At 40.1% G+C, this 22,885-nt stretch carries 21 protein-coding genes; 15 read left to right on the top strand and 6 right to left on the bottom strand.

What is annotated here, in order from left to right:
• Positions 1–37 precede the first annotated feature (37 nt).
• From pilV to ACNSN3_RS04045, 5 genes are read left to right on the top strand one after another with little or no spacing between them, the layout of a single operon-like run.
• Complete coding sequence (pilV, locus tag ACNSN3_RS04025) at positions 38–598, top strand: type IV pilus modification protein PilV (protein WP_010391280.1); 561 nt, start codon at positions 38–40, stop codon at positions 596–598.
• A 1-nt stretch (position 599) separates the two neighbouring features.
• Positions 600–1,598, top strand: a complete 999-nt coding sequence (locus ACNSN3_RS04030) for a PilW family protein (RefSeq protein WP_010391281.1) — start codon at positions 600–602, stop codon at positions 1,596–1,598.
• The gene (locus tag ACNSN3_RS04035; protein WP_055011715.1) at positions 1,586–2,071 is read left to right on the top strand and encodes a hypothetical protein; all 486 of its coding nucleotides are present in this window, start codon (positions 1,586–1,588) and stop codon (positions 2,069–2,071) included. The genes ACNSN3_RS04030 and ACNSN3_RS04035 overlap by 13 nt, the downstream gene beginning before the upstream one ends.
• A gap of 1 nt (position 2,072) precedes the next feature.
• Positions 2,073–5,246 (top strand): pilus assembly protein, encoded by a 3,174-nt coding sequence (locus ACNSN3_RS04040; protein ID WP_055011716.1) that lies wholly within the window; start codon positions 2,073–2,075, stop codon positions 5,244–5,246.
• A 9-nt stretch (positions 5,247–5,255) separates the two neighbouring features.
• Positions 5,256–5,675, top strand: a complete 420-nt coding sequence (locus ACNSN3_RS04045) for a type IV pilin protein (protein WP_248527712.1) — start codon at positions 5,256–5,258, stop codon at positions 5,673–5,675.
• A gap of 200 nt (positions 5,676–5,875) precedes the next feature.
• Here ACNSN3_RS04045 and ACNSN3_RS04050 read toward each other — a convergent pair whose 3' ends face one another.
• The gene (locus ACNSN3_RS04050) at positions 5,876–6,412 is read right to left on the bottom strand and encodes a GspH/FimT family pseudopilin (RefSeq protein ID WP_010391288.1); all 537 of its coding nucleotides are present in this window, start codon (positions 6,410–6,412) and stop codon (positions 5,876–5,878) included.
• Positions 6,413–6,489: 77 nt separating this feature from the next.
• Complete coding sequence (locus ACNSN3_RS04055; protein WP_010391289.1) at positions 6,490–7,041, bottom strand: GspH/FimT family pseudopilin; 552 nt, start codon at positions 7,039–7,041, stop codon at positions 6,490–6,492.
• 174 nt (positions 7,042–7,215) lie between these two features.
• On the opposite strand from ACNSN3_RS04055, the gene ACNSN3_RS04060 reads away from it, so the two are divergent.
• Entirely contained in the window at positions 7,216–7,554 is a 339-nt protein-coding gene (locus ACNSN3_RS04060; RefSeq protein WP_008114445.1) for a P-II family nitrogen regulator, read from the top strand.
• 59 nt (positions 7,555–7,613) lie between these two features.
• Here ACNSN3_RS04060 and ACNSN3_RS04065 read toward each other — a convergent pair whose 3' ends face one another.
• A complete protein-coding gene (locus tag ACNSN3_RS04065) occupies positions 7,614–8,378 on the bottom strand; it encodes an outer membrane protein assembly factor BamD (RefSeq protein WP_418608620.1) in 765 nt (254 codons plus the stop codon).
• 141 nt (positions 8,379–8,519) lie between these two features.
• On the opposite strand from ACNSN3_RS04065, the gene rluD reads away from it, so the two are divergent.
• From rluD to clpB, 3 genes are all read left to right on the top strand, one after another.
• Positions 8,520–9,497: a 23S rRNA pseudouridine(1911/1915/1917) synthase RluD gene (gene rluD / locus ACNSN3_RS04070; RefSeq protein ID WP_010391291.1), complete on the top strand. Its 978-nt coding sequence runs from the start codon at positions 8,520–8,522 to the stop codon at positions 9,495–9,497.
• Positions 9,498–9,499: 2 nt separating this feature from the next.
• Positions 9,500–10,231, top strand: a complete 732-nt coding sequence (pgeF, locus tag ACNSN3_RS04075) for a peptidoglycan editing factor PgeF (RefSeq protein ID WP_010391292.1) — start codon at positions 9,500–9,502, stop codon at positions 10,229–10,231.
• Between the two features lie 96 nt (positions 10,232–10,327).
• Positions 10,328–12,904: an ATP-dependent chaperone ClpB gene (clpB, locus tag ACNSN3_RS04080; protein WP_055011720.1), complete on the top strand. Its 2,577-nt coding sequence runs from the start codon at positions 10,328–10,330 to the stop codon at positions 12,902–12,904.
• Between the two features lie 63 nt (positions 12,905–12,967).
• Here the strand turns inward: clpB and ACNSN3_RS04085 are convergent, their stop codons facing one another.
• Positions 12,968–14,515, bottom strand: a complete 1,548-nt coding sequence (locus tag ACNSN3_RS04085; protein ID WP_010391294.1) for a methyl-accepting chemotaxis protein — start codon at positions 14,513–14,515, stop codon at positions 12,968–12,970.
• Between the two features lie 427 nt (positions 14,516–14,942).
• Here ACNSN3_RS04085 and gshA point away from each other — a divergent pair, with 427 nt between their 5' ends.
• Together gshA and ACNSN3_RS04095 are read left to right on the top strand one after the other, a co-directional pair.
• Entirely contained in the window at positions 14,943–16,517 is a 1,575-nt protein-coding gene (gshA, locus tag ACNSN3_RS04090; protein WP_418608621.1) for a glutamate--cysteine ligase, read from the top strand.
• A gap of 125 nt (positions 16,518–16,642) precedes the next feature.
• Positions 16,643–17,251 (top strand): hypothetical protein, encoded by a 609-nt coding sequence (locus ACNSN3_RS04095; RefSeq protein ID WP_010391298.1) that lies wholly within the window; start codon positions 16,643–16,645, stop codon positions 17,249–17,251.
• A 56-nt stretch (positions 17,252–17,307) separates the two neighbouring features.
• On the opposite strand, the gene ACNSN3_RS04100 is transcribed toward ACNSN3_RS04095, so the two are convergent.
• Complete coding sequence (locus ACNSN3_RS04100) at positions 17,308–18,576, bottom strand: HlyC/CorC family transporter (protein ID WP_010391300.1); 1,269 nt, start codon at positions 18,574–18,576, stop codon at positions 17,308–17,310.
• A gap of 61 nt (positions 18,577–18,637) precedes the next feature.
• A complete protein-coding gene (locus tag ACNSN3_RS04105; RefSeq protein ID WP_010391302.1) occupies positions 18,638–19,444 on the bottom strand; it encodes a cytochrome C assembly family protein in 807 nt (268 codons plus the stop codon).
• A gap of 223 nt (positions 19,445–19,667) precedes the next feature.
• Between ACNSN3_RS04105 and ffh the strand changes: the two genes are divergently transcribed.
• The 4 genes from ffh (at position 19,668) to trmD (ending at position 22,878) form a co-directional block, all read left to right on the top strand.
• Positions 19,668–21,047: a signal recognition particle protein gene (gene ffh / locus ACNSN3_RS04110; RefSeq protein WP_010391303.1), complete on the top strand. Its 1,380-nt coding sequence runs from the start codon at positions 19,668–19,670 to the stop codon at positions 21,045–21,047.
• A gap of 261 nt (positions 21,048–21,308) precedes the next feature.
• Positions 21,309–21,557: a 30S ribosomal protein S16 gene (gene rpsP / locus ACNSN3_RS04115; RefSeq protein WP_008114468.1), complete on the top strand. Its 249-nt coding sequence runs from the start codon at positions 21,309–21,311 to the stop codon at positions 21,555–21,557.
• Positions 21,558–21,574: 17 nt separating this feature from the next.
• Positions 21,575–22,111, top strand: coding sequence for a ribosome maturation factor RimM (rimM, locus tag ACNSN3_RS04120; RefSeq protein ID WP_008114470.1), 537 nt, complete (start codon positions 21,575–21,577; stop codon positions 22,109–22,111).
• Positions 22,111–22,878: a tRNA (guanosine(37)-N1)-methyltransferase TrmD gene (trmD, locus tag ACNSN3_RS04125; protein ID WP_418608622.1), complete on the top strand. Its 768-nt coding sequence runs from the start codon at positions 22,111–22,113 to the stop codon at positions 22,876–22,878. The genes rimM and trmD overlap by 1 nt, the downstream gene beginning before the upstream one ends.
• Positions 22,879–22,885: the final 7 nt, after the last annotated feature.

Raw genomic sequence — 22,885 nt, forward strand, 5'->3', positions numbered from 1 at the left:
TACACTTATTGTTAGATAATTATTATTTGGTTTAAGTATGTTCTCGACTGTATTTAAGTTTCAAAAGGGCTTTACTCTCATCGAAGTTCTGATTGCTTTCATTATTTTAAGCTTTGGCTTACTCGGTGCGGTGGCTTTACAAGCAAAAGCAAAGCAAGCAAGTTTTGATTCAATGCAACGTGCTGCTGCTGTTGCGCTTGGTAATGATATTATTCAACGTATTCGAGCAAACGATACTTCGCAACTCGCGACCCATTATGATGTAGAGTTTACCAGTGAAACCACTAAGAAACCGTCTAAAACATGTTTTACAAGCTCTTGTAGTAACGCACAAATAGCTAGTTTAGATATCGAGCAATGGAAACGTGCTATCCGAGCCCGAGAGAATACCGGATCACTTGATGGGGCAACTGTGTGTATTAACCCTGAAGTTGTAGGGGGGTCTGGGGGGAAAGCATATAACATAGAGGTTATTGTTTCTTGGCAGGGTCGCCAAGAATTTAAAGCGAGTGAGGCCACAGGTAAAATTAGCTGTGGTGTTGCAGATAAAAAACGTCGCTTAGTCGTGCTTAATAGCTATGTATATGTTAGGAGCTAAAATGAAGCAAACAGGATTTACACTCATTGAAATGATGATATCTCTATTTATAGGGGGATTAATTTTGGGTGGGGTAATGTTTACTTATATCGGTATGAAAGTAACCACCAAAGACACAATGACTATAGGTGAGTTACAAGAATCAGGTCGCTTAGCTATAAATATTATGCAACGTGATATTGAGCAGGTTGGTTTTTGGGGAACATTTTATGATGATTCTTTCACCGTTATAAACACATCATCATTGTCGAATCCTACAGGTGATTGTTTTGAAGGTCTCAATAACGGTAGCTTTCCTGATTTAACCAGCAGCAGTAACTTTAAAACGCTTTATGCAAAAACAGCTACTAGTTCAAGTGAACTTAATTGCGTTAATAACCCTTTAGCAGGCACTGATATTTTACAGGTTAAGTTTTTACAAGGAAACCAACTAGAAGTGGATGCCGCAGGTGTTAATGAAACGCAAAGTGATGAGAATTATTTTATTGCTGAGCAAGAAAGTGCTCGCTTTGAGCGAGGTGTTGTTGACCCTACTAGCATAAATATTAATGCGTCGGTATGGCCGTATAGTCATCACAGCTATTATATTTCAGAGCAAACTTATACGGTAAATAATAAGAGCCTTACTGTACCTGCACTAATGCGAAAACGTTTGGTGGGAGGGTCTATAAACACTGAAACCATAATGGAAGGCGTGGAAAATATGCGTTTTGTTTTTGGTCTAGATACTACCAGCGACAGCCGTGTTGATACATACAAAAGCATCAATGATATGAATGTCAGTGACTGGGAAAATCGTAAAGGCATTTTAACAGTACAAGTTTTTTTATTGATCAGAGCATTGCAGCCTGATCCAGGTCTTAAAATTAAGAACCAAACGTACGTATTAGGGGAAGATGCTAATAGTCGCACTCTCACTTTTTCAGATAATTTCAGACGAACTGTTTTCACGACGACTATTCGTTTAAATAACGTGGGTGCAAATTTATGGCGTATTTAACGCAGATGAAAAATAAACAACAGGGCGTTGTACTTATTACAGCGCTTATTATGGTCATAGCAGTGACAGGAATTGCGGTTACTTTAATGAGCAGTAGTAGTATTGATATTAAAATTACCAACGCAGCCCAAGAGCGCGAGGTTGCAGAAAACCAACTAATTGGTGAAGTGCAGCGCATAATTGCTGACGAAGTCAGTAAAGGAGCTGCTAATCAGTTCTTTTTGACCCCTGAAGAAGTTTCAGACAAGGGTATTGTTATGGCTGAACGTGATGATATGAAAAGCAATATGATTAATTTAAACAATGGTGTACTCGATTTAGAATGCCCTCGTCGTTTTAGTTTTACTGCTGGTATCTCATGCAACATGGTACAAGTTTCAACAACCATAGAATATGGCTCTAAAAGTAAGCACCAGCTTACAATTGTGACCGGCGTAGCCCAAGAGATGGCTAGCATAAGTAAGGGGATTTAAAATGAAACTTACGTTAAAGAGAGTACTCATTTCTATATTTTGTGTATTAATTAGTTTATCAGCGAATGGTGAAGACATAGAGCTCTATGTTAACCACAATGTGGAAACTAATGAAAAGCCACGTGTTATTATGATTTTTGATACCTCGGGCAGTATGGCCTGGGATGTAAACGATGGCAATGCCTGCTATAAAAGAAGCGGTAATAGTTATTACGAGGTTGATTGCTTTGAAAGTAAAGATAGCTATAAACGAAATGAGCAATGTTACAAAAGAACTAGTTACTACAATTATGAAGCCACATGTAGTGATAGTCGTTTAAGAGTTGCACAAAATGCGATTACACAGTTAGTGAACGATAATGATGATATCGAATTTGGTTTAATGCGCTTTAATGGTAGTAATGGTGGGTATGTACTAGCCAGAGTTGGTGCTGCAAAATCAACGTTGCTAAATAAAGTTGATGAGCTACCTGCCAGCGGATCAACCCCATTAACTGAAACATTGTGGGAAGCGTATTTATATATAACAGGCCAAAACGTTTACTATGGAGGTAATACTAATAATCGAGATTTTACCGCAGAGTCATCAGGAGTTTATAAATCACCCTTTGCCCCTGTAGCGGGTGAGCCATTACGTTGTGATAATAGTATCAACATTATTTTAATGACGGACGGTGACCCTACAAACGACTCCAACAGAAATAATGATATATATAATCTCCATAATGACTATTTTTCTGAAAATGCACCTGCTGTTAGTAATAGTTATTTAGCAGCACTGGCGAAAATTATCCATGGTACAGATGATGTAAAAGTTGATTTGTATAGCAAAACCAATAATGTGCTTGATATTGGACGTGTATTTCCTATTGGTTTTGGTACGGGTATGAGCAACTCAGGAAAGAACCTACTTACTGAGACAGCAAACTACGGCGGTGGACAGTATTTACATGCAAATACTGCAGCACAATTATCAGACGCACTCAAAAATACGATTTCTCGTATTCGTGAAGTAAACGATAGTTTTTCATCGCCATCAGTGGCCAGTAATAACGTAGATCAAACTCGAAGCCGTGATGCTATTTATTTTGCAATGTTTTATCCAGAAACAGGTGCGCGCTGGCGTGGCAACCTCAAAAAGTTAAAAGTCTCAGGTAGTCAGATTGTTGACGCAACTAACAAGCCTGCTCTTAATAGCGAAGGTTTAATTTCAAAAGATGCAAAAACATTTTGGCTTCCTGCAGGCCAACCCGCTGACGGTAATGCTGTTGCACAAGGTGGTGTGAATCATTATTTAAGCACGATAGATCCGCTTGCTCGTAATTTATTTACGGAGAATCAAGGCTCTGTTGTTAGTTTTAATACTTCGGTTGTTAGTGACATTCTTAGCGGGGTTACTAATAACCCGTTGTCCCTATCTAGTCAAGATGTGAATTGGGCAAGAGGGGTCGACGTTGATGATGAGGATAAAGATGGTTCATCACAAGATCAACGATCTGATATTTTTGGCGACCCATTACATTCAAAACCTATTGCCATCGACTATGGCAATGATGATATACGAATTCTTATAGGAACAAATGCTGGGTTTTTACACATGTTTAAAGATGCTGGTGAGACTGTAAGTGAAAGCTGGGCGTTTATACCTTCAGCATTATTTGACATTATTAAACCACTCAGAAATAAACAAGCGGATAGTAAAGTATATGGTATGGACGGCCCTATAAGTGTTTACTTTAGTAATAAGAGTTTAAATAGCGAAGGTTTAAATGACGGTATTATAGATGCTAGTAAAGGAGATGCTGTTTGGGCTTTTGCTGGTATGCGCCGTGGTGGCAAGAATTACTACGGCTTAGATATTACAAATCCGAATCAACCAAAGCGCCTTTGGAGCAAACCAATTGAAGGCGGCAAAGGCGACTTTACGGAATTAGCACAAACATGGTCAAAACCGCAAATAGCTTATATTAAAGCTTTTGGTAATAAACCTTTACTCATATTTGGTGCTGGTTACGATATTAATAAAGACGCCGCAATTAGGTCTGAGGACACCAGCGGCCGGGGCATTTATATTGTTGAAGCAAAAACTGGCAGTTTAGTTTGGGCGTTAACCCCAGATAGCAATGGTTTTAAAGGTAAGCATAGCATTGCCGCTGATTTAACTACGCTTGATTCAGATTATGACGGCTATATTGACCGAATTTATGCTTCAGATACCGGTGGTAATATTTGGCGCATTGATATGCCAGGAGAAGATAGCAGCGAGTTCAGCCATTTCAAACTTGCAGAGCTTGGTAGCAATCAAAATACCCAAGATAGACGCTTCTTTTATAAACCTTTGATTGCGCGTACCTTGTTTAGTAAAGTAACGGAGACGACCATCAACGGTGATAAAGTTATTACCCGTTTAGATACTCCTTATGATGCAGTTGTTATTGGCAGTGGTAATCGTTCAAAACCAACGAATACAAATGAGCAAGATCAATTGTTTATGATTCGTGATGAAAATACGCTGACACGCTCATTTAAAATCAATGCGCCTGCTGCAATTAAACCATCCGACTTAATGATTATGAACGATGACCCGTTTGGTAATACTCTAGATGACATAGATGGTTTTAATCTTGTTGAAGCTGAGTTGGCAAAAAAGAAAGGGTGGCGCTATGAATTAGCCAAAGGTGAAAAGTCATTAGCTGCAGCTACTGTTGTTGGTGGGGTTGCTTATTTTACCTCTTTCACGCCAGCATCTGATGCCGTTGTAGAGAATCAATGTTCTTTAAGTGGGGGCGGTGGTGCGCTTTATGCGTTTCATTTGCATTATGGTACAAAAGTGTATGATCAGCTCAAATTTGCAACCAGTTATGACGTACCCGATACACCACAGCTTTATTTTGGTGCAACTAACTCTTGTACCGATTCGAACGGTGATGGAAAGTGTGATGATAATCCAGAAGAAGACGTTATCGAAGAAAGTCAGTTTTTTCTAATTGGCCCTGGAATAAAAGGTGAGCAAGCCGAAAACCCTCTTAAACCTGTAGAAATTACAGGACCTGGTTTAAAAGTGGTTGACGGTACAATCAAGTTGGTTAATGATAAAGAGCCCATTGGTTTTGGCTTTAAAACGCAGCAAACATATATTTATAAGCGTGAAGAAAACGACGAAATAAACAATTAAGGGCTGTATATGAACAAGACACAACAAGGATTCACATTAATTGAGTTAATGATCACAGTTGCGATTGTTGGCATTATTGCCGCAATTGCACTGCCGAATTACAGTGAGTATGTAAAAAGGGCATCACGCGCGGAAGCTGCATCTGCGCTGTTAGATGCGGCAAATAAGCAAGAGCAATACTTTGTAGATAACCGAGTTTATTCGACTTCGTTTAGCGACTTAGGTATTCAAAGTAAAACTGAAAACGGGCATTTTGAGTTGGCAATCAATGTGGTTGATAGCAATGAATTTACAATTACAGCTAAACCCATCGCTGGAGCGGTGAAAGGGGATGCTGATTGTACTGAGCTGTCTATTAATGACTTAGGCTTAAAAGGGGCTAAAGGGACCAAAGGTAAATCAGATATAAATTATTGTTGGGGTAGATAATGCAGGTAAACCTTACTCTGGATTATATACCCATCTCAAGTAGCTGCTTTTAGCGCTAATGGCGTTGAATTTACTTGCAATAGCCCAGCTATTGACGCGAAAATCCACCTTGTTTTCACTGTGAGTCTCTGGCTAGAGGAAATAAACCTAGCTATCACTATTATCCAATATATTAGTAAATCTCTTAACCAGAGTTCAGGTTAGTTATTTTTGCATCTATTTGTGGACTTTATCCGTATACGACCTGTTTGACTTATAGAAAGAGCAAGCCCTTCAAGGCTTGCTTTTTCGCTATTAGGGCAATAGATAAAAGTACCGTTTTGAAAGCCATTTAAAGAGCCGTCAGGTCTAAAAGTTATTGCAGTGCGAGGGTACTCTAAGCTATCAGAGGGATGGGTATGTTCAAAGGTACTAATAAGACGTTCGTCATTATCCAAAGATGTTGACTTGTCATTATCAGTAAATAGTGACACACCCGTGTGCCACTCACCATCTAAACATTGTTTATCTTTTAAAGCGCAAAGAGTTACGTAGCTGCCATGCTCTATAGCATAAAGACGTGCTAAATTAATATTTCGGTGTAATAAATTCACCTGATTATCAGCGCGATTGAGCGCCAAGAAATCAGGAACAAACCATAAAGAGAGTTGGCTCAGTATTGCTATAACTGAAATGGTTATTAGCAATTCTACTAGCGTAACGCCATCGTTTTTGTGAACACTTATAATTAACTTCATCCCTGAAGCCTTACATTGAACAGTCCATTATATTAGTTTAGTAAATAATCAAAAAACGACAAAGTATGAAATGGCTTTTAGCTGCAGGTTTGAGTTGTGTCACCTATATAAAAAGCAGTCCCTGATTGAGACAGTGTTAACCCTTTATTATTTTCATTAGTACCATTAGGGCAAAAAATAAAATTTCCAGGTTTAGTGGTGATACGACCGCTGGTGTTAAACCGTATTCGTCTATCTCCAGCTGTGAATGTTACCTTATCATTAAGGTTAATTTTTTCCATAACGCGAATTAAGCTGTCAGATGAGGAATTATATTGACCATCATTATCTGCATCAATAAAGGTAATAATAACTTTATTACCATCCCACCTTGCTCGGCATTGCATACTATCATCATTATTTTTAACCTCCGAATGCTGAGCTGCACAAATAACCACGATTTCATCAGTACTAGCTGCTTGTGATCGCGCAAAACTAATATTACGCTTTAGCTCCAATAAAAAGTTTTCGCCTCGGTTTTCTTCCAGCATATCGCTACTATTCCATATTGCAATACTCGCTATTATCGCAACAATAGCAACGGTAACCATTAACTCTAATAGAGTAAATCCTGTATGCTTGGTTTTCATATAAATCTCATTAACTCGATGATGTTGAAAGGTCAACAGACCCTAGTATAGTTATTTTTATTAAAATAATCATACCATGATTATTTTTCACCTGTGCTATTCAATCACTTTGTTTGCTATGAACCTCATGATTGTCTAAAATCGAGGCAACTGAGGCTTTCAAAAGTAACTAATATGAAAAAAATAGAAGCAATCATTAAACCGTTTAAGCTCGATGATGTGCGCGAAGCACTTTCTGATGTTGGTATTACGGGTATGACAGTAAGTGAAGTAAAAGGGTTTGGGCGTCAAAAAGGCCACACTGAGCTATACCGTGGTGCAGAGTATATGGTTGATTTTTTACCTAAGGTAAAGCTGGACATTGTGCTTGGTGATGAAGATGTAGAACGTGCTATTGATGTGATTGTTAAAACCGCACAAACAGGTAAAATTGGTGATGGTAAAATATTTGTCACTGAGGTAGAGCGTGTTGTTCGTATTCGTACCGCAGAAGAAGATGAAGACGCAATATAATCGTTGTCTTGAGTATAAAAAAGGCGCTACTTTAATTTAAAAGTAGCGCCTTTTTTGTGTTATTTATTTCTACTGTTAAATTTGCGTGTTTGCGCTGCATTATCACTTAATTCAGTTAACCCAAGCTTATCGTAGCTTTTTTCCATCATGGCTAATGCTGCATCAAGGTAGCTACTTTGTGAGTAGTGCTCTACCACATACTTGCCGCGATTCGCAGCTGCTAAATAGGCTTCACGTTCATAATAGTAAGTTGCAACCTTCAGCTCATAACGAGCCATACGGTTTAATAACCAAACTAAACGACGTTTTGCCTCCGGCGTATAGTCACTTTCTGGAAAACGTTTAACTAAGGTTGATAGGTCGGTATAAGCAACACGGGTGCGTTTAGCATCTCTGTCTGCTCTATCTACACCAAAGTATTCTTGGAAAGCATTTTTATCAGCTTTAATATTAACCAAGCCACGCATGTAATACATGTAATCTAAATCTTTGTGGTTTGGGTTTAAGCGAATGAAGCGGTCAATTGTCGCCAGTGCTTGCTCTGTATTACCTGATTGGTAATGTGCATACACTAAATCCATTTGTACTTGCTTTGAAAACGGGCCAAACGGGTAGCGAGAATCAATTGCCGTTAACAACTCAATTGCACGTGCGTATAAACCAGAATCAAGCGTTTGTTTTGCATCTTCGTATAGTGCTTGTGCTGATCTGTTTGGTACTCGTTGAATATCTTCTTGGTCAGGCGCAGACGAACAAGCTCCTAAACTAAGCACTGAAACTGAAAAAACAATGGCGAATGCACGTTTCCCTATTTTATTTATCATTTTATTTGTTACCTTCGATGTCTTCGGCTAGGCCAAGTGGGTAAAACCGAGTAAACTATGCGTATTATGTTATGCTTTTATTAAAAGCGATTCTAACCCAGTCAAGCAAAGCTTGCACTGGTAAATTGGGTAAAGTTACTAATGTCAGAGCAAATATCTCTCCAAGCCGAGGTCCCAACAGACTTAGGTGGTAAACGTCTAGACCAAGTATTAGCACAATTGTTCCCTGATTATTCACGATCACGGATAAAAACGTGGATTTTAGATGATAAAATCACCGTTGATGGCGAAATTTTCAACACCCCGCGTGAAAAATTACTCGGTGGTGAAGTTGTGGCTGTTGAAACAACAATAGAAGCACCTCGTGAATACGAAGCACAAGATATCAAATTAAACATCGTTTATGAAGACGATGATATTTTAGTTATCAATAAACCAATGGGATTAGTGGTTCATCCGGGCGCAGGCAATCCTGACGGTACGGTGTTAAATGCGTTACTTCATCATTTTCCAGACATTATCAACGTGCCACGCGCGGGTATAGTGCATCGTCTAGATAAAGACACCACAGGTTTAATGGTTGTCGCGAAAACGATTCAGGCACAAACTCACCTGGTGAAAGCCTTACAAAAGCGCGAAAATTTCACACGTGAATATGAAGCGTTATGTAATGGTACTATGACTGCCGGTGGTATGGTTGAAAAAGCGATTGGCCGCCATCCAACTCAGCGTACGCATATGGCAGTTCATGAAATGGGTAAACCAGCGATTACGCATTACCGTGTGGCAGAAAAGTTCCGTGCTCATACTCGTTTGCGTTTACGCCTTGAAACCGGACGTACGCATCAAATTCGCGTGCATATGGCGTACTTAAACCACCCATTAATTGGCGATCAATCTTATGGCGGTCGTCCTCGTCCACCAAAAGGAGCAACGCCTGAGCTGTTTGAGTTACTGCGTAGCTTTAAGCGTCAAGCGCTCCATGCTGTTAAATTAAGCATTGCTCATCCAATTACCGGTGAAATGATGACCTGGCAAGCACCTATCCCTGATGATATGGTTCAGATGACTCAAGCACTGCGTGAAGATACAAAAGCAAATCCAGACATAGCTAGTTAATTATGTCTGGCTTATCAGCTACATGGCAATCTATTCAGGGTGTAGGCACATTGAGTACTACACGGGATGGAGGCGTATCAAAGCCTCCATTTGATAGCTTGAATTTAGGATTGCATGTAGGTGATAACAGCCAAGATGTATTAACCAATCGAGCGCATGTAAATAGTTACATACCTAATCCTGCTGTTTGGTTAAATCAGGTTCATAGCGCTGATGTAATTAGAGTGGATGAAGGGTTTGATTTTAACCAAACTCTGACGGGGGATGCGCTTTACACGCAATTATATAACCAACCTTTAGCTATAATGACCGCTGACTGTTTACCTATTTTACTTACTTCAAGCGATGGCCAAGAAGTGGCTGCAATTCACGCCGGTTGGCGAGGGTTAGCGCAAGGAATCATTAATAATACAGTTAGCTATTTTAAGCATGCACCAACGAACTTACATGCTTGGTTAGGTCCTGCAATAGGGGCTGACCAATTTGAAGTCGGCCAAGAGGTCGTTGCAACATTTACAGCCAACAATCCAGCTTTGCATGATGCGTTTAAACCTCAAAATAACGATAAATATTTAGCTGATATTTATTACATAGCGCGTATTTTGCTAAACCAACGGGGTGTTGTGAATATTAGTGGTGGTGAATACTGCACGTTCTCTCAAAAAAATCAGTTTTTTTCTTATCGACGTGACGGCCAAACCGGTCGTATGGCAAGTTTGATCTGGCGCAAGTAAATTACTATTAAGTGATTATTTTTCCCTCAATACCTTGAACAAATCCGCTAACATACCCATTTATAAAGTAATTCGTTTTTTTATAGGTAAACCCCCATGCGTTTAGATAGATTTACAAGTAAATTTCAGTCTGCGCTTTCAGATGCGCAATCATTAGCGCTAGGTCGCGATCATCAATTTATTGAACCCGTTCACCTTATGTATGCTTTATTAAAGCAAAGTGGTTCAAGTGTGCGTGCCTTGTTTGCACAAATGGGCATTAGTATTGACGAGCTCAATACCAAACTATCTCAAGAGATAGAAAAGTTATTTAAAGTGGAAGGTGTTGGTGGCGATGTGCAATTGTCAAACAACATGGTTTCACTTATTAATCTGTGTGACAAGTATGCCCAAAAACGCAAAGATAAATATATCTCAAGCGAACTGTTTGTTTTAGTTGCATGTGAAGATAAAGGGCCGCTTGGCAGTGTATTTAAAGCACTTAATATCACTGCTAACAAAGTTGAAACTGCCATAGAAGCAATTCGCGGTGGTCAAAAAGTTGATGATCCTAATGCTGAAGAAACTCGTCAAGCACTTGAAAAGTACACTATTGATTTAACTGAGCGGGCGGAGCAAGGTAAGCTTGACCCTGTAATCGGCCGTGATGATGAAATTCGTCGCACCATCCAAGTATTACAACGCCGCACCAAAAACAATCCTGTGTTAATTGGTGAGCCTGGGGTGGGTAAAACCGCGATTGCCGAAGGGCTTGCGCAACGTATTATTAATGGGGAAGTGCCAGAGGGCTTAAAAAACAAGCGCGTACTCTCGCTTGATTTAGGCGCGTTGGTTGCTGGGGCCAAATACCGAGGTGAATTTGAAGAGCGTTTAAAATCAGTTTTAAATGAATTGGCCAAAGAAGAAGGCCAAGTGATTTTGTTTATTGATGAAATTCATACCATTGTTGGCGCTGGTAAAAGTGATGGCGCTATGGATGCGGGTAACATGTTAAAACCTGCATTAGCACGTGGTGAACTTCATTGCGTAGGTGCAACGACCTTAGATGAATATCGTAAATACATTGAAAAAGATGCTGCACTTGAGCGCCGTTTCCAAAAAGTATTAATTGAAGAGCCATCGGTTGAAGATACTATCGCTATATTACGTGGTCTAAAAGAGCGTTACGAATTACATCACTCAGTGGAAATCACCGATCCGGCAATTGTTGCTGCAGCGCAGTTATCACATCGCTATATTAGTGATCGCCAATTACCTGATAAAGCAATTGATTTAATTGACGAAGCGGGCTCTTCTATTCGACTGCAAATTGATTCAAAACCTGAAGCCTTAGATAAGTTAGAGCGTCGTATCATTCAGTTAAAAATTGAAGATAACGCCTTGGCTAAAGAAAAAGACGAGGCGAGTCAAAAGCGCCGTGCAGAAATGGTTGAGCTGATCACTGAGCTTGAGGTGCAATACCGTGAACTCGATGAAGTATGGAATGCCGAAAAAGCGTCTTTGCAAGGTACGCAAGTCATTAAAGCTGAGCTTGAACAGGCACGACTTGATTTAGAAGTGGCACGCAGAGCAAGCGATTTACAGCGTATGTCAGAGCTGCAATATGGCCGTATACCCGAGCTTGAGCGTAAGCTTGATTTAGCATCGCAAGCCGAAATGCAAGAAATGAGCTTACTTAAAAACCAAGTGGGCGAAGACGAAATAGCCGAAATTTTATCACGTTGGACCGGCATTCCGGTGGCACGTATGCTTCAAGGTGAGCGTGAAAAACTATTGCAAATGGAAGAGCAGTTGCACAATAAAGTGATAGGGCAAGATGAAGCGGTAGTTGCGGTGGCTAATGCCATTCGTCGTTCTCGCGCAGGGCTTGCTGATCCGAATCGTCCGATAGGCTCATTTTTATTCTTAGGACCAACAGGGGTGGGTAAAACAGAGCTAACGAAAGCATTGGCTGGCTATATGTTTGACACCGAAAGTGCCATGGTACGCATCGATATGTCTGAGTTTATGGAAAAACACTCAGTGGCGCGTTTAGTTGGTGCTCCTCCTGGTTATGTAGGTTACGAAGAAGGGGGCTACTTAACGGAAGCCGTTCGTCGTAAGCCGTATTCGGTTATCTTGCTTGATGAAATAGAAAAAGCGCATCCAGATGTGTTTAATATTTTATTACAAGTTCTTGATGATGGTCGTTTAACTGATGGTCAAGGACGTACTGTTGATTTTAAAAATACGGTTATCATTATGACCTCTAACTTAGGTTCAGACATTATCCAAGAGCAATCGGGAAGTAATGACTATGACGAGCTTAAAGCAAAGGTAATGGGTGTACTGCATAATGAGTTCAGGCCTGAATTTATTAACCGTATTGATGAAACAGTAGTGTTCCACTCACTTGCACATAGTCATATTAAAGAAATCGCAGATATACAGTTAAGTAAATTGCGTGAACGATTAACTGAGATGGGCTATTTACTTGAATTGACGGATGCTGCGCTTGAGCGGATTGCTGCCAGTGGTTTTGATCCGGTTTATGGCGCTCGCCCACTTAAGCGTGCAATACAACAGACCATTGAAAACCCGTTAGCACAAAAGCTGCTTAATAATGATTTTCAACCAGGCTGCATCATTGTTATTGATGCAAGTGGTGAGGGCTTAGAGTTTACTAGCCGATAATCTGAAGCACAGCAAAAAGCCGCTGAAAATAGCGGCTTTTTTGTTTTGATTCAAAGGAGTGGATTAAACTTTAAAGGTAAGCAGTAAATCATTTACTTTTCGTGACCCTTCGACCAATTCAGCAGCGCCATGCGCTACGCTATAACTAAGCTGTAAATTGTCATCCCCCAAGCCTTTAATTTTTTCAACATTGCAGCCAATATCTCGACTTACCACTTGTTGTTGCTCTGCGGCGGCTGAGATGTCGGTAGCAAGTTGTGAAATTTCACTAATTTGAATGAAAATACTATCTAGCTCTTGTTGTGTTTGCCCTGTGGTGTTAACACAGTCATCGGCTTGTTGTTTTGTGCTCTGCATGATTTTAGACCAGCTGAACAAGGTGTCTTGAATCTCTTTAATGGAGCTATGAATTTGTGCTGTGGCGTTTTGAGTACGTGAGGACAATGCGCGTACTTCATCAGCAACCACCGCAAAACCTCGACCATGCTCACCAGCACGGGCAGCTTCAATCGCGGCGTTCAGTGCTAACAAATTAGTTTGCTCTGCAATACCTTCTATTTCACTCATTACCTGACCAATTTTATCAGCTTCAGAGGCCAGCCCTGTGGCTGTGGTTGCCGCTTGCTCAACTTGCATGGCTAAGTCAGATACCATTTTGCTGTTATCGGCAATATGACTTTTTATATCAGAGCAGCTTTGATAGGTGATCCCCACTTTATCTGCGGTATCATTGGTATTATTAGAAATTTCACCAATGGTGGTGCTCATTTGTGACATTGCTGTGGCTATTTGCTCAAGCTGGGTTCCCTGAGAAGAAATACCTTGTTCGGTCAGCGTAGATTGCTGATCTAAGCCTTGGGCAATGGTATTAAAACTCAAGGTTGAGTCTTTAACACGACCGAGTACCGTTTTTAACTTAGCGCAAAGCATTTGCTCTCGGTAATCACTAATACTGTGAGGGTGTGAACCACTAAATACATAACGAGACACCGAATCTGCCTGGCTTTTTTGCTGCTTTAGAGTTGCAGGTGTTGCTATTAGCTCATCATAATTTAAAGCTAAAATGATAATACACACCACCAAGTTAACCGCTGCAATTGCGATTGACCCCCAAATAGCGACACTAGCTAACCAAACTAAAACACCGGCTATGCTCAAGCTCTGTCTGAGTGAGGTGTGCTCACGCCAGCTAAATAGTGACTTATTAGCGTTAATTTTGGCATACAGCTTCTGCGCTCTGCGTTTTGCATGTTGCGAGAGTTTTACACGCACAGACTGATAACCAATCAATTGGCCATGTTCAAAAATAGGTGTTACAAATGCATCAACCCAATAGTAACGGCCATCTTTACATAAGTTTTTTACAGCACCACGCCAAGAATGCCCTTGCTTTAAGGTGTCCCACATCTCTTTAAATGCCGCTTTAGGCATATCAGGATGGCGAACGATATTGTGGTTTTTATTAATGAGTTCATCCATTTCATAGCCAGCAATACTGCAAAATTCATGATTGGCATAGGTAATAACACCTCGAAGATCGGTCGTTGAAACTAACTCTTGATGTTCTTCAAAAGTGACCTCTTCATCTATTAAGCTTTGATTACGACGCATAGTAATCCTTTATCATTCTTTATTAGGGTGTCTATTGTAATTACTAAAACTAATGTACGTTAGTGATAAGTTTTAAATAGCAGTAGTAAGGCATTTTTTTTAATGTTTTTATGATCTTTATCAATTTTAAGAGTAATTGATTTTTTTAGTTATGCCAAACTTTTAGCAAGTGATTCACCCTTTCGTACGGGGAGAAATAATGCCTTGAGGTTGCGATGTATTGTGGCAAATAATATGCAAAAGAAATTGTATATTGCTGGTGGCAATGGCAAGATTATCTTTTATGGCGTGAAACAAAGCGTGTTTAAAATTCATTAAAAGCTATATCTAATAAATTCATATAGTTTTTTCTTCATTTAATCTTGAGTAAAGGTAATTAGACCCCATAACCTTATGATTAAGCCACTTGGCTCGAGGAAACTTTTTTTTGGCAACTTATAATTTAAAGAACACGCTCAACGCGCTATCTAATGCAGATAATCAGCATGCTATTAAAGGTATTATGCGCGGTATTGAGAGAGAATCATTAAGAATTAAACCCGATGGTTCTATTTCTAAACAAGCTCACCCAAAAGGGGTTGGCTGCGCGCTTACCAACGGACATATCACAACTGACTTTTCTGAGTCGTTACTTGAGTTCATTACACCTGTTAGCGAGTCATCAACGCAAACGTTACAACAGCTTAAAGATTTACAGAAGTTCACTTTAGAACACATGGGCGATGAACTGCTGTGGCCAATTAGTATGCCGTGTTTTATAAATCACCAAGACGATATTGTATTAGCACAATTTGGCGATTCTAACGTTGGGAAAATGAAAACTTTATACCGCGAAGGTTTAAAGAACCGCTATGGTAGTATGATGCAAGCGATTGCTGGGGTGCACTTTAATATTTCTTTTCCAGAAACGTTATGGCAGTCACTACATTCACAAAAGCAAAGCAGCGCGAAGCTTGAAGACTTTATATCTGATGGGTACTTAGCATTAATTCGTAATTTTAAGCGCGAGTTGTGGTTAATTAGCTATATGTTTGGTGCGTCACCGGCATTGTGTAGTTCATTTTTGCAGGGGCGTAAAAGCGATTTACCGTTTAAAAAGCTGGGTAAAGGTACTTTATATTTAGAAGTGGGCACGGCGCTACGATTAGGTAACTTAGGTTATACCAACAGTGCACAGTCATCATTACGCGTGATGTATAACTCATTGGATGAATATGTAGCAGGGCTTAAAAAAGCCATAAATACGCCTTCAGATATTTATGGCAGTATTGACGACTACACCAGTGCAGAGCCAAAGCAATTAAATAAAAATATTCTACAAATAGAGAACGAGTTTTACTCGCCAATTCGCCCTAAGCGTAATGCTAAAAATGGTGAAACACCCACTGGTGCTCTACTAAGAGCGGGTATAGAATATATTGAAATTCGTGCGTTGGATGTTAACCCATTTAGTGAAGTTGGCATTGATTTAGAGCAAATACACTTTTTAGATGTATTTTTAACCTATTGCTTATTAAAAGACTCAGCGCCTATGGACTGGGAAGAGCAAGCGCGAAGCACTGAAAATCTTGATACAGTAGTAAACCAAGGCCGAGAAAAAGGCCTAATGCTTAATTTTAATAATGAGCAGCGCAGTCTTGAATCATGGGGTGATGAAATATTTAATCAGCTCGTTGATGTTGCTAAGTGGATGGATAGCGCGTACGGGGTTGATTATTACTCAAACACTATTAAGCGCATGGCAACGTGGGTGCATAATCCTACATTAACCTATTCAGGGCGTTATGTTGAGCAATTAAAAGCATCAGGGCTAGATAATGGTCATTATGCACTCTCACTTGCTCAAAAGTATAAACAAAGCCATGATATAGCCAGTTATACTGAATTCTCAAAGTCGTGGTTAGAGCAACAAGCGACAGAGTCTTACCAAGCTCAAAAAGCAATTGAGCAAGCCGATAATCAATCATTTACTGCGTTTTTAGATACGTATTTTAGTAAGTAGTAGGCAAAAAAAACGCAGCCCATAGTAGCTGCGTAAATATTCTTTAGGGATGAAACAATGCTGTACTGCTGCATTCATAGATTCAGACCCACGCTTTTTTAAAAAGTTCAGTGAGATCTTAAAAAATGAAAAAAAATATTATTACTTTATCTCTAGTGCTTACTTTAGTTGGTTGTGCCACTGCACCACCTAAGCAACCAGAAGATATTTGTAAAATCTTTGAAGAGAAATCTGACTGGTATTTTGATGCTAAAGACGCGCAAGACAAGTGGGGCTCTCCCAAACACGTATTAATGAGCATGATGTATCAAGAAAGCTCTTTTCGTCATGATGCTGCACCTCCTATGGAATACTTTTTATGGATAATACCAACTGGACGCGCAAGTGATGCTTATGGTTATTCTCAAGCTAAAACGCCAACTTGGTCTGATTATATTCGTGAAACAGGTAATAGTGGTGCTGATAGAGATGAATTTGAAGATGCGATCGATTTTATGGCGTGGTTTGTTTATAAAACCCATAAAGTTAATGGTGTTTCTAAATGGGATGCCTACGCACAGTATTTAAATTATCACGAAGGGTGGGGCGGTTATAAGCGAGGCACTTATCGTAAGAAAAAATGGTTAATGAGCGTTGCCAATAAAGTAAAACACCGTGCGAGCCGTTATGGAGCGCAGCTAAGACGCTGTGAGGATGATTTAGACAAAGGTTGGTTAGAGCGTTTATTCTTTTAACTAATCTAAGCCCAGATTAATTAAAAAAGGAGCCATTTGGCTCCTTTTTTATTGGGTTATTTTTTACGTTTATTGGGCTGAATTTTAACTTGTTTAATCATGTTTTCTTTTATTTCAAGCACTTCAACTGGGTAACCCGCAATACGAATACTTAAGTTAGCATCAGGAATATCTTCCAAATATTCAACAATCAGGCCACTTAAAGTTTTAGGGCCATCTAATGGGAATTCCCAGCCCATTTCTTTATTTAAGTCGCGAACGTTAGCACCACCATCAACAATGTAAGAGCCATCGTTCTGTGTGGTTACTTCTTCACTTGGTGTGCGGGTTTGAGTAGTAGTGAAATCGCCCACAACCTCTTCAAGAATATCTTCTAGGGTAACTAAGCCTTGGATATCGCCATATTCATCAACAACAATACCAATTCGTTCTTTTGATAACTGAAACTTCAGTAGTTGGGTATTAAGCGACGTTCCCTCAGGAATAAAGTAAATTTCACGTACAGCGCGCAGTAGCGAAGGTTTATCGAATTGCTCTTTAGTAAGAAGACGCAATGCATCACGAGAGTGAATAAAGCCTACTGCATCATCTATATTGTCGCGGTATAAAAGCACGCGAGTATGTTGAGCATGAGTAAGCTGCTTACTAATTATTTTCCAGTCATCGTTGATATCAATCGCCACAATTTCATTGCGGGGTATCATAATATCTTCAACGGTAACCTGTTCTAAATCTAAAATTGAGGTCAGCATACTTTGGTGGCGCGCGGGGATCAGCGCTCCAGATTCGTTAAGCACGGTTTTTAATTCTTCCTTACTCATGCTGTGCTCATCTATTTGTGCAGCACTAATTCCAAATAAGCGTAATATGCCGTTGGTCATCCAGTTAACAACAACCACAAACGGGAAGAGTATTTTTAACAAGCCTTTAAGTATCACAGAGCTAGGAAAAGCGACTCGCTCAGGATAGAGAGCAGCCAGTGTTTTTGGCGTTACTTCAGCGAAAATTAGCACAACTAGTGTTAATGCACCCGTTGCTATGGCAATACCTAAATCGCCATATAAGCGAATACCTATTATGGTGGCTACCTGCGCTGCAGCAATATTAACCAAGTTATTACCAATTAGGATCAGACCTATCAACCTATCTGGTCGACTCAGTAATTTACTAACGCGTTTCGCAGCACGATGGTTCTCTTTAGCGAGGTGTCGCAAACGAATACGGTTGATTGACATGATTCCGGTTTCTGACCCGGAGAAGTAAGCAGAAAAAAGCACCAATAAACCTAATATGATAAACAGGGTACTTGTCGATATGTCGTCCAACGATGGATCCTTTTTTTATAAACCAATGCGTATTAAGCTAGAGTGAGCTTTCAGAGTCAAGTTAAAACTTATTTAGGACCACTTCTTGTATAAAACGGCTACCAAAATAAGCAAGTGTGAGTGTAAATGCGGCAATCATTATACTCACTACCACTACTTTGCCTCGCCAACCACGTTTTACATGGCCAACTGCAATCGTAGCAAAAATGGCCCAAGCAACTAGAGATAAGATTGTTTTGTGAATAAACTCTTTGGCAAACATGCCATCGAGAAATACAAAACCAGTGATCAGCGCCACACTTAATAATACGGTGCCTAAGTTTAATAACTGGTAAAGTTGACGCTCTACAACCATCAGAGGTGGTAAGTGACTGTGAACTATTGCTAGGTCTTTTCGCTTTAAGCGCTTATCAATAAAATAAAATTGCACACCATATAAAGTCGCAATAATTAAAATACAGTAAGCCAATAACGACAGTGATATATGTGCAACTAGTGCTAGTTCTACATTAATACTTTGTAATAAAACGTGATGAGGGATAAATAAGCTAGAAATGGTTAAAAGCGCAGCAAAGCCATAAACAACAGGTAGTAACAAGGTTGCGGGAAACTTCAAAGAAACAGTGGTGACACACAGCACGATAATCCAGCATGTCAGTAATGCCACATTAACAATACTTAAATCTTGCCCATCAGCCCTAAATACCGAATTTACTAAAAGCAGCATGTGCGCCAAGATAGCGACAGTACTGAGTATAATAGTAACTTTTTGGCTCGGCCCCTGACGGTGAAACAATCGCGAAAGCACGTGAGACGTTGCTAACACATAAAATAAACTGGCAATAATAGTTAAACTAATAATCAGCATTTTGCTTTGGCCACTTAATTGAAGTCAAATAATTCGTGTTCGTTATGTGGCCATTGTATTTTATAGCAAAGCAAATGCATAGACCCTGTAAAAAGAAACTCAATAAGCAGCATTTCAGCACTGTATTGTATGCCACCATTTACGGTATACTATTTCTAATTGAATTTTAATAACATCGACCTTATTAATAGAGTTGATTTCAACGTCTTTTCGGAACCGTTACATGTTTGAGAACCTCCAAGAACGATTAGGTAAAACCCTAAAAAATATTAGTGGCCGTGGCCGCCTAACTGAAGACAACATTAAAGATACACTTCGTGAAGTGCGAATGGCATTTTTAGAAGCCGATGTGGCGTTGCCTGTTGTTCGCGAGTTTGTAAAACAAGTTAAAGAACGCGCAGTTGGTATTGAAGTTACTAAAAGCTTAAGTCCTGGCCAAGTATTTATAAAAATTGTTCGTGAAGAACTTGAAAAGGCCATGGGTGAAGCTAATGAAGAGCTAAGCCTTAACGCGCAACCTCCGGCTGTTGTGATGATGGCGGGTCTTCAAGGTGCTGGTAAAACAACCAGTGTGGGTAAACTGGCTAAGTTTTTAAAAGAGCGCAAGAAAAAATCTGTGCTGGTAGTGAGTGCCGATGTATACCGTCCTGCGGCAATTAAGCAGTTAGAAACATTAGCAACAGAAGTAGATGTAGAATTTTTCCCAAGTGACATTTCACAAAAGCCAGTTGATATAGCACAAGCTGCTATTTCTCACGCGAAAAAGAAATTTATTGATGTGGTATTAGTTGATACTGCCGGCCGTTTGCATGTTGATAATGACATGATGGATGAAATCAAAGCGCTTCATGGTGCAATTAATCCAATCGAGACTTTATTCGTTGTTGATGCAATGACAGGTCAAGATGCTGCAAACACCGCGAAGGCGTTTGACGAAGCATTGCCTTTAACCGGTGTGATTTTAACTAAAACAGACGGTGATGCCCGTGGTGGTGCTGCGTTATCTATTCGTCATATTACCGGGAAACCTATTAAGTTTATGGGTGTTGGTGAGCGTACTGACGCACTTGAACCTTTCCACCCTGATCGTATCGCCTCACGTATCTTAGGCATGGGTGATGTACTTTCATTAATCGAAGAAGTCGAGATGAAAGTAGATAAAGAGCAGGCAGAAAAAGTAGCGAAAAAAGTATTTAAAGGTGATGGTTTTACACTGGATGATTTTGCTGATCAATTAAAGCAAATGAAAAATATGGGCGGCATGATGTCGATGCTTGATAAACTGCCAGGCATGCAAAACATTCCAGATGCAGTAAAAGGCCAGATGGGCGATAAAACCTTTATTCAAATGGAAGCAATTATTAGCTCTATGACTAAAAAAGAGCGTGCACGCCCAGAGATCATTAAAGGTTCGCGTAAAAAGCGCATTGCAGCGGGGTCGGGTACTCAAGTACAAGAGATCAATAAGCTGCTTAAGCAGTTTACCCAAATGCAAAAAATGATGAAAAAAATGAAAGGCAAAGGTGGCATGCAAAAAATGATGCGTGGCATGAAAGGGATGTTACCACCGGGAATGATGGGCGGCGGTGGCCCGAAATTTTAATAATTTAACCTTTAATATCTCCGATACGAGATAAAAAGCAATCAATAAAGAGGCAAATTGCCTCTTTATTGTTGAATAAACTATGCACAGAATAGCTTGTTCACATGCTTTTTCTTCTTGGATCACGGTTTAATCTACTAAACTGCCTTTTTGCATCACTTCTTACTTGCATTGTTGCTAAAAACTCGTACAATTCACCGGCTCCCCATACTGGGGAGTAAATCTTATTAATGAAAACAGTCAATCTATTTAGAGGACGGTATGGTAACTATTCGTTTGCAACGTGGTGGCGCTAAAAAACGCCCTTTCTATCAAATTGTGGTTGCGGATAGCCGTTTCTCGCGTGACGGTCGCTTCATCGAGAAAGTAGGTTTCTTTAACCCAATCGCTTCAGGTCAAGAAGAAAAACTTCGTTTAGATTTACCACGTGTTGAGCACTGGTTAGGTCAAGGCGCAGGTCTTTCAGATCGTGTAGCTAAATTAGTTAAAGACGCTCGTAAAGCGGCTTAATAGGCGTAAGTGTAACCATGAGTCAAGAGAACACCTCATCAATAATTGTCGTAGGAAAGCTCGGCGCCCCATATGGTATAAAGGGCTGGCTTAAGGTGCATTCATTTACTGATGATCCCCAAGGGATCTTCGATTTCAGCCCGTGGTTGATAGGGCAGCAAGGTAAATGGCAATCCTTAGAAGTGGTCGACTGGCGTCGCCACAACAAAGGCTTTATCGCTAAGTTTGCGCAAGTAAACGACAGAGACCAAGCAATGGCTTATACCAATGTTGAAATTTCTGTGGATTCAGCGCAGCTACCAGAATTACCGCAAGGTGAATTCTATTGGCGAGATCTCATTGGCATGTCGGTTGTAACTGATAAAGGTTATAACTTAGGCATTGTTGATGACCTTATGGAGACAGGCTCAAATGACGTACTGGTTGTGAAAGCAAACAGTAAAGATGCATTTGGCCAAGCAGAACGTTTAATTCCTTTTTTAACTGATTCAGTTATTCAAGAAGTTAAATACGATGCGAAAGAAATTACTGTAGATTGGGATCCAAGCTTTTAATGAGTCAAACAAGTTCGTTGTGGGTAGGGGTTATCAGCCTTTTCCCGGATATGTTTGATGCAATTACAACGCAAGGTGTAACCGGTCGCGCTGTTAAAAAGGGGTTAATCGACTTTAACTGCTGGAATCCACGTGACTATGCAACTGATAAGCATAGAACCGTAGATGATCGTCCTTACGGGGGCGGACCAGGCATGTTAATGATGGTTGAACCACTTAAACAAGCCATTCTTGAAGCCAAACAGGCTGCAGGTGATGGTGCAAAAGTAATTTATATGTCGCCACAAGGGCGCAAATTAGATCAGCAAGGGGCAAGCGAACTCGCAAACTCTGAAAAACTGATTTTAATTGCCGGTCGCTATGAAGGTATAGACGAGAGAATAATAGAATCGTACGTTGACGAAGAATGGTCAATTGGTGATTTTATTTTGAGTGGGGGTGAATTACCTGCCATGACATTAATTGACGCAGTAGCGCGATTAGTGCCAGGGGTGTTAGGACACAACCAGTCAGCAGAGCAAGATTCATTTTCGGATGGCTTGCTAGATTGTCCTCACTATACACGGCCAGAAACATTGGACGACAAACAGGTGCCTGCTATATTACTCAGCGGAAACCACCAAGAGATAGCGAAATGGCGGCTTATGCAGTCATTAGGTAGAACTTGGCTTCGCCGTCCTGACTTGTTGCATAACCTAGCTCTGACTGAGGAGCAAGCGGTATTACTCGCGAAATTTCAGCAAGAGTACCAAAAAGCTTGTGGCTAGAAGACAG

The sequence above is a fragment of the Pseudoalteromonas sp. US3C1004 genome (genome assembly GCF_048401065.1).
GTDB classification, from domain to species: domain Bacteria; phylum Pseudomonadota; class Gammaproteobacteria; order Enterobacterales; family Alteromonadaceae; genus Pseudoalteromonas; species Pseudoalteromonas undina.

What these genes read in the sequence shown, in the direction of transcription:
- ACNSN3_RS04065 (WP_418608620.1), bottom strand. Translation starts at nt 8,378, where the DNA reads ATGATAAATAAAATAGGGAAACGTGCATTCGCCATTGTTTTTTCAGTT.
- ACNSN3_RS04105 (WP_010391302.1), bottom strand. Translation starts at nt 19,444, where the DNA reads ATGCTGATTATTAGTTTAACTATTATTGCCAGTTTATTTTATGTGTTA.
- rpsP (WP_008114468.1), top strand. Translation starts at nt 21,309, where the DNA reads ATGGTAACTATTCGTTTGCAACGTGGTGGCGCTAAAAAACGCCCTTTC.
- trmD (WP_418608622.1), top strand. Translation starts at nt 22,111, where the DNA reads ATGAGTCAAACAAGTTCGTTGTGGGTAGGGGTTATCAGCCTTTTCCCG.
- ACNSN3_RS04055 (WP_010391289.1), bottom strand. Translation starts at nt 7,041, where the DNA reads ATGAAAACCAAGCATACAGGATTTACTCTATTAGAGTTAATGGTTACC.
- ACNSN3_RS04060 (WP_008114445.1), top strand. Translation starts at nt 7,216, where the DNA reads ATGAAAAAAATAGAAGCAATCATTAAACCGTTTAAGCTCGATGATGTG.
- ACNSN3_RS04050 (WP_010391288.1), bottom strand. Translation starts at nt 6,412, where the DNA reads ATGAAGTTAATTATAAGTGTTCACAAAAACGATGGCGTTACGCTAGTA.
- rluD (WP_010391291.1), top strand. Translation starts at nt 8,520, where the DNA reads ATGTCAGAGCAAATATCTCTCCAAGCCGAGGTCCCAACAGACTTAGGT.
- ACNSN3_RS04030 (WP_010391281.1), top strand. Translation starts at nt 600, where the DNA reads ATGAAGCAAACAGGATTTACACTCATTGAAATGATGATATCTCTATTT.
- ACNSN3_RS04095 (WP_010391298.1), top strand. Translation starts at nt 16,643, where the DNA reads ATGAAAAAAAATATTATTACTTTATCTCTAGTGCTTACTTTAGTTGGT.
- pgeF (WP_010391292.1), top strand. Translation starts at nt 9,500, where the DNA reads ATGTCTGGCTTATCAGCTACATGGCAATCTATTCAGGGTGTAGGCACA.
- clpB (WP_055011720.1), top strand. Translation starts at nt 10,328, where the DNA reads ATGCGTTTAGATAGATTTACAAGTAAATTTCAGTCTGCGCTTTCAGAT.
- rimM (WP_008114470.1), top strand. Translation starts at nt 21,575, where the DNA reads ATGAGTCAAGAGAACACCTCATCAATAATTGTCGTAGGAAAGCTCGGC.
- ACNSN3_RS04040 (WP_055011716.1), top strand. Translation starts at nt 2,073, where the DNA reads ATGAAACTTACGTTAAAGAGAGTACTCATTTCTATATTTTGTGTATTA.
- ffh (WP_010391303.1), top strand. Translation starts at nt 19,668, where the DNA reads ATGTTTGAGAACCTCCAAGAACGATTAGGTAAAACCCTAAAAAATATT.
- ACNSN3_RS04045 (WP_248527712.1), top strand. Translation starts at nt 5,256, where the DNA reads ATGAACAAGACACAACAAGGATTCACATTAATTGAGTTAATGATCACA.
- pilV (WP_010391280.1), top strand. Translation starts at nt 38, where the DNA reads ATGTTCTCGACTGTATTTAAGTTTCAAAAGGGCTTTACTCTCATCGAA.
- ACNSN3_RS04035 (WP_055011715.1), top strand. Translation starts at nt 1,586, where the DNA reads ATGGCGTATTTAACGCAGATGAAAAATAAACAACAGGGCGTTGTACTT.
- ACNSN3_RS04085 (WP_010391294.1), bottom strand. Translation starts at nt 14,515, where the DNA reads ATGCGTCGTAATCAAAGCTTAATAGATGAAGAGGTCACTTTTGAAGAA.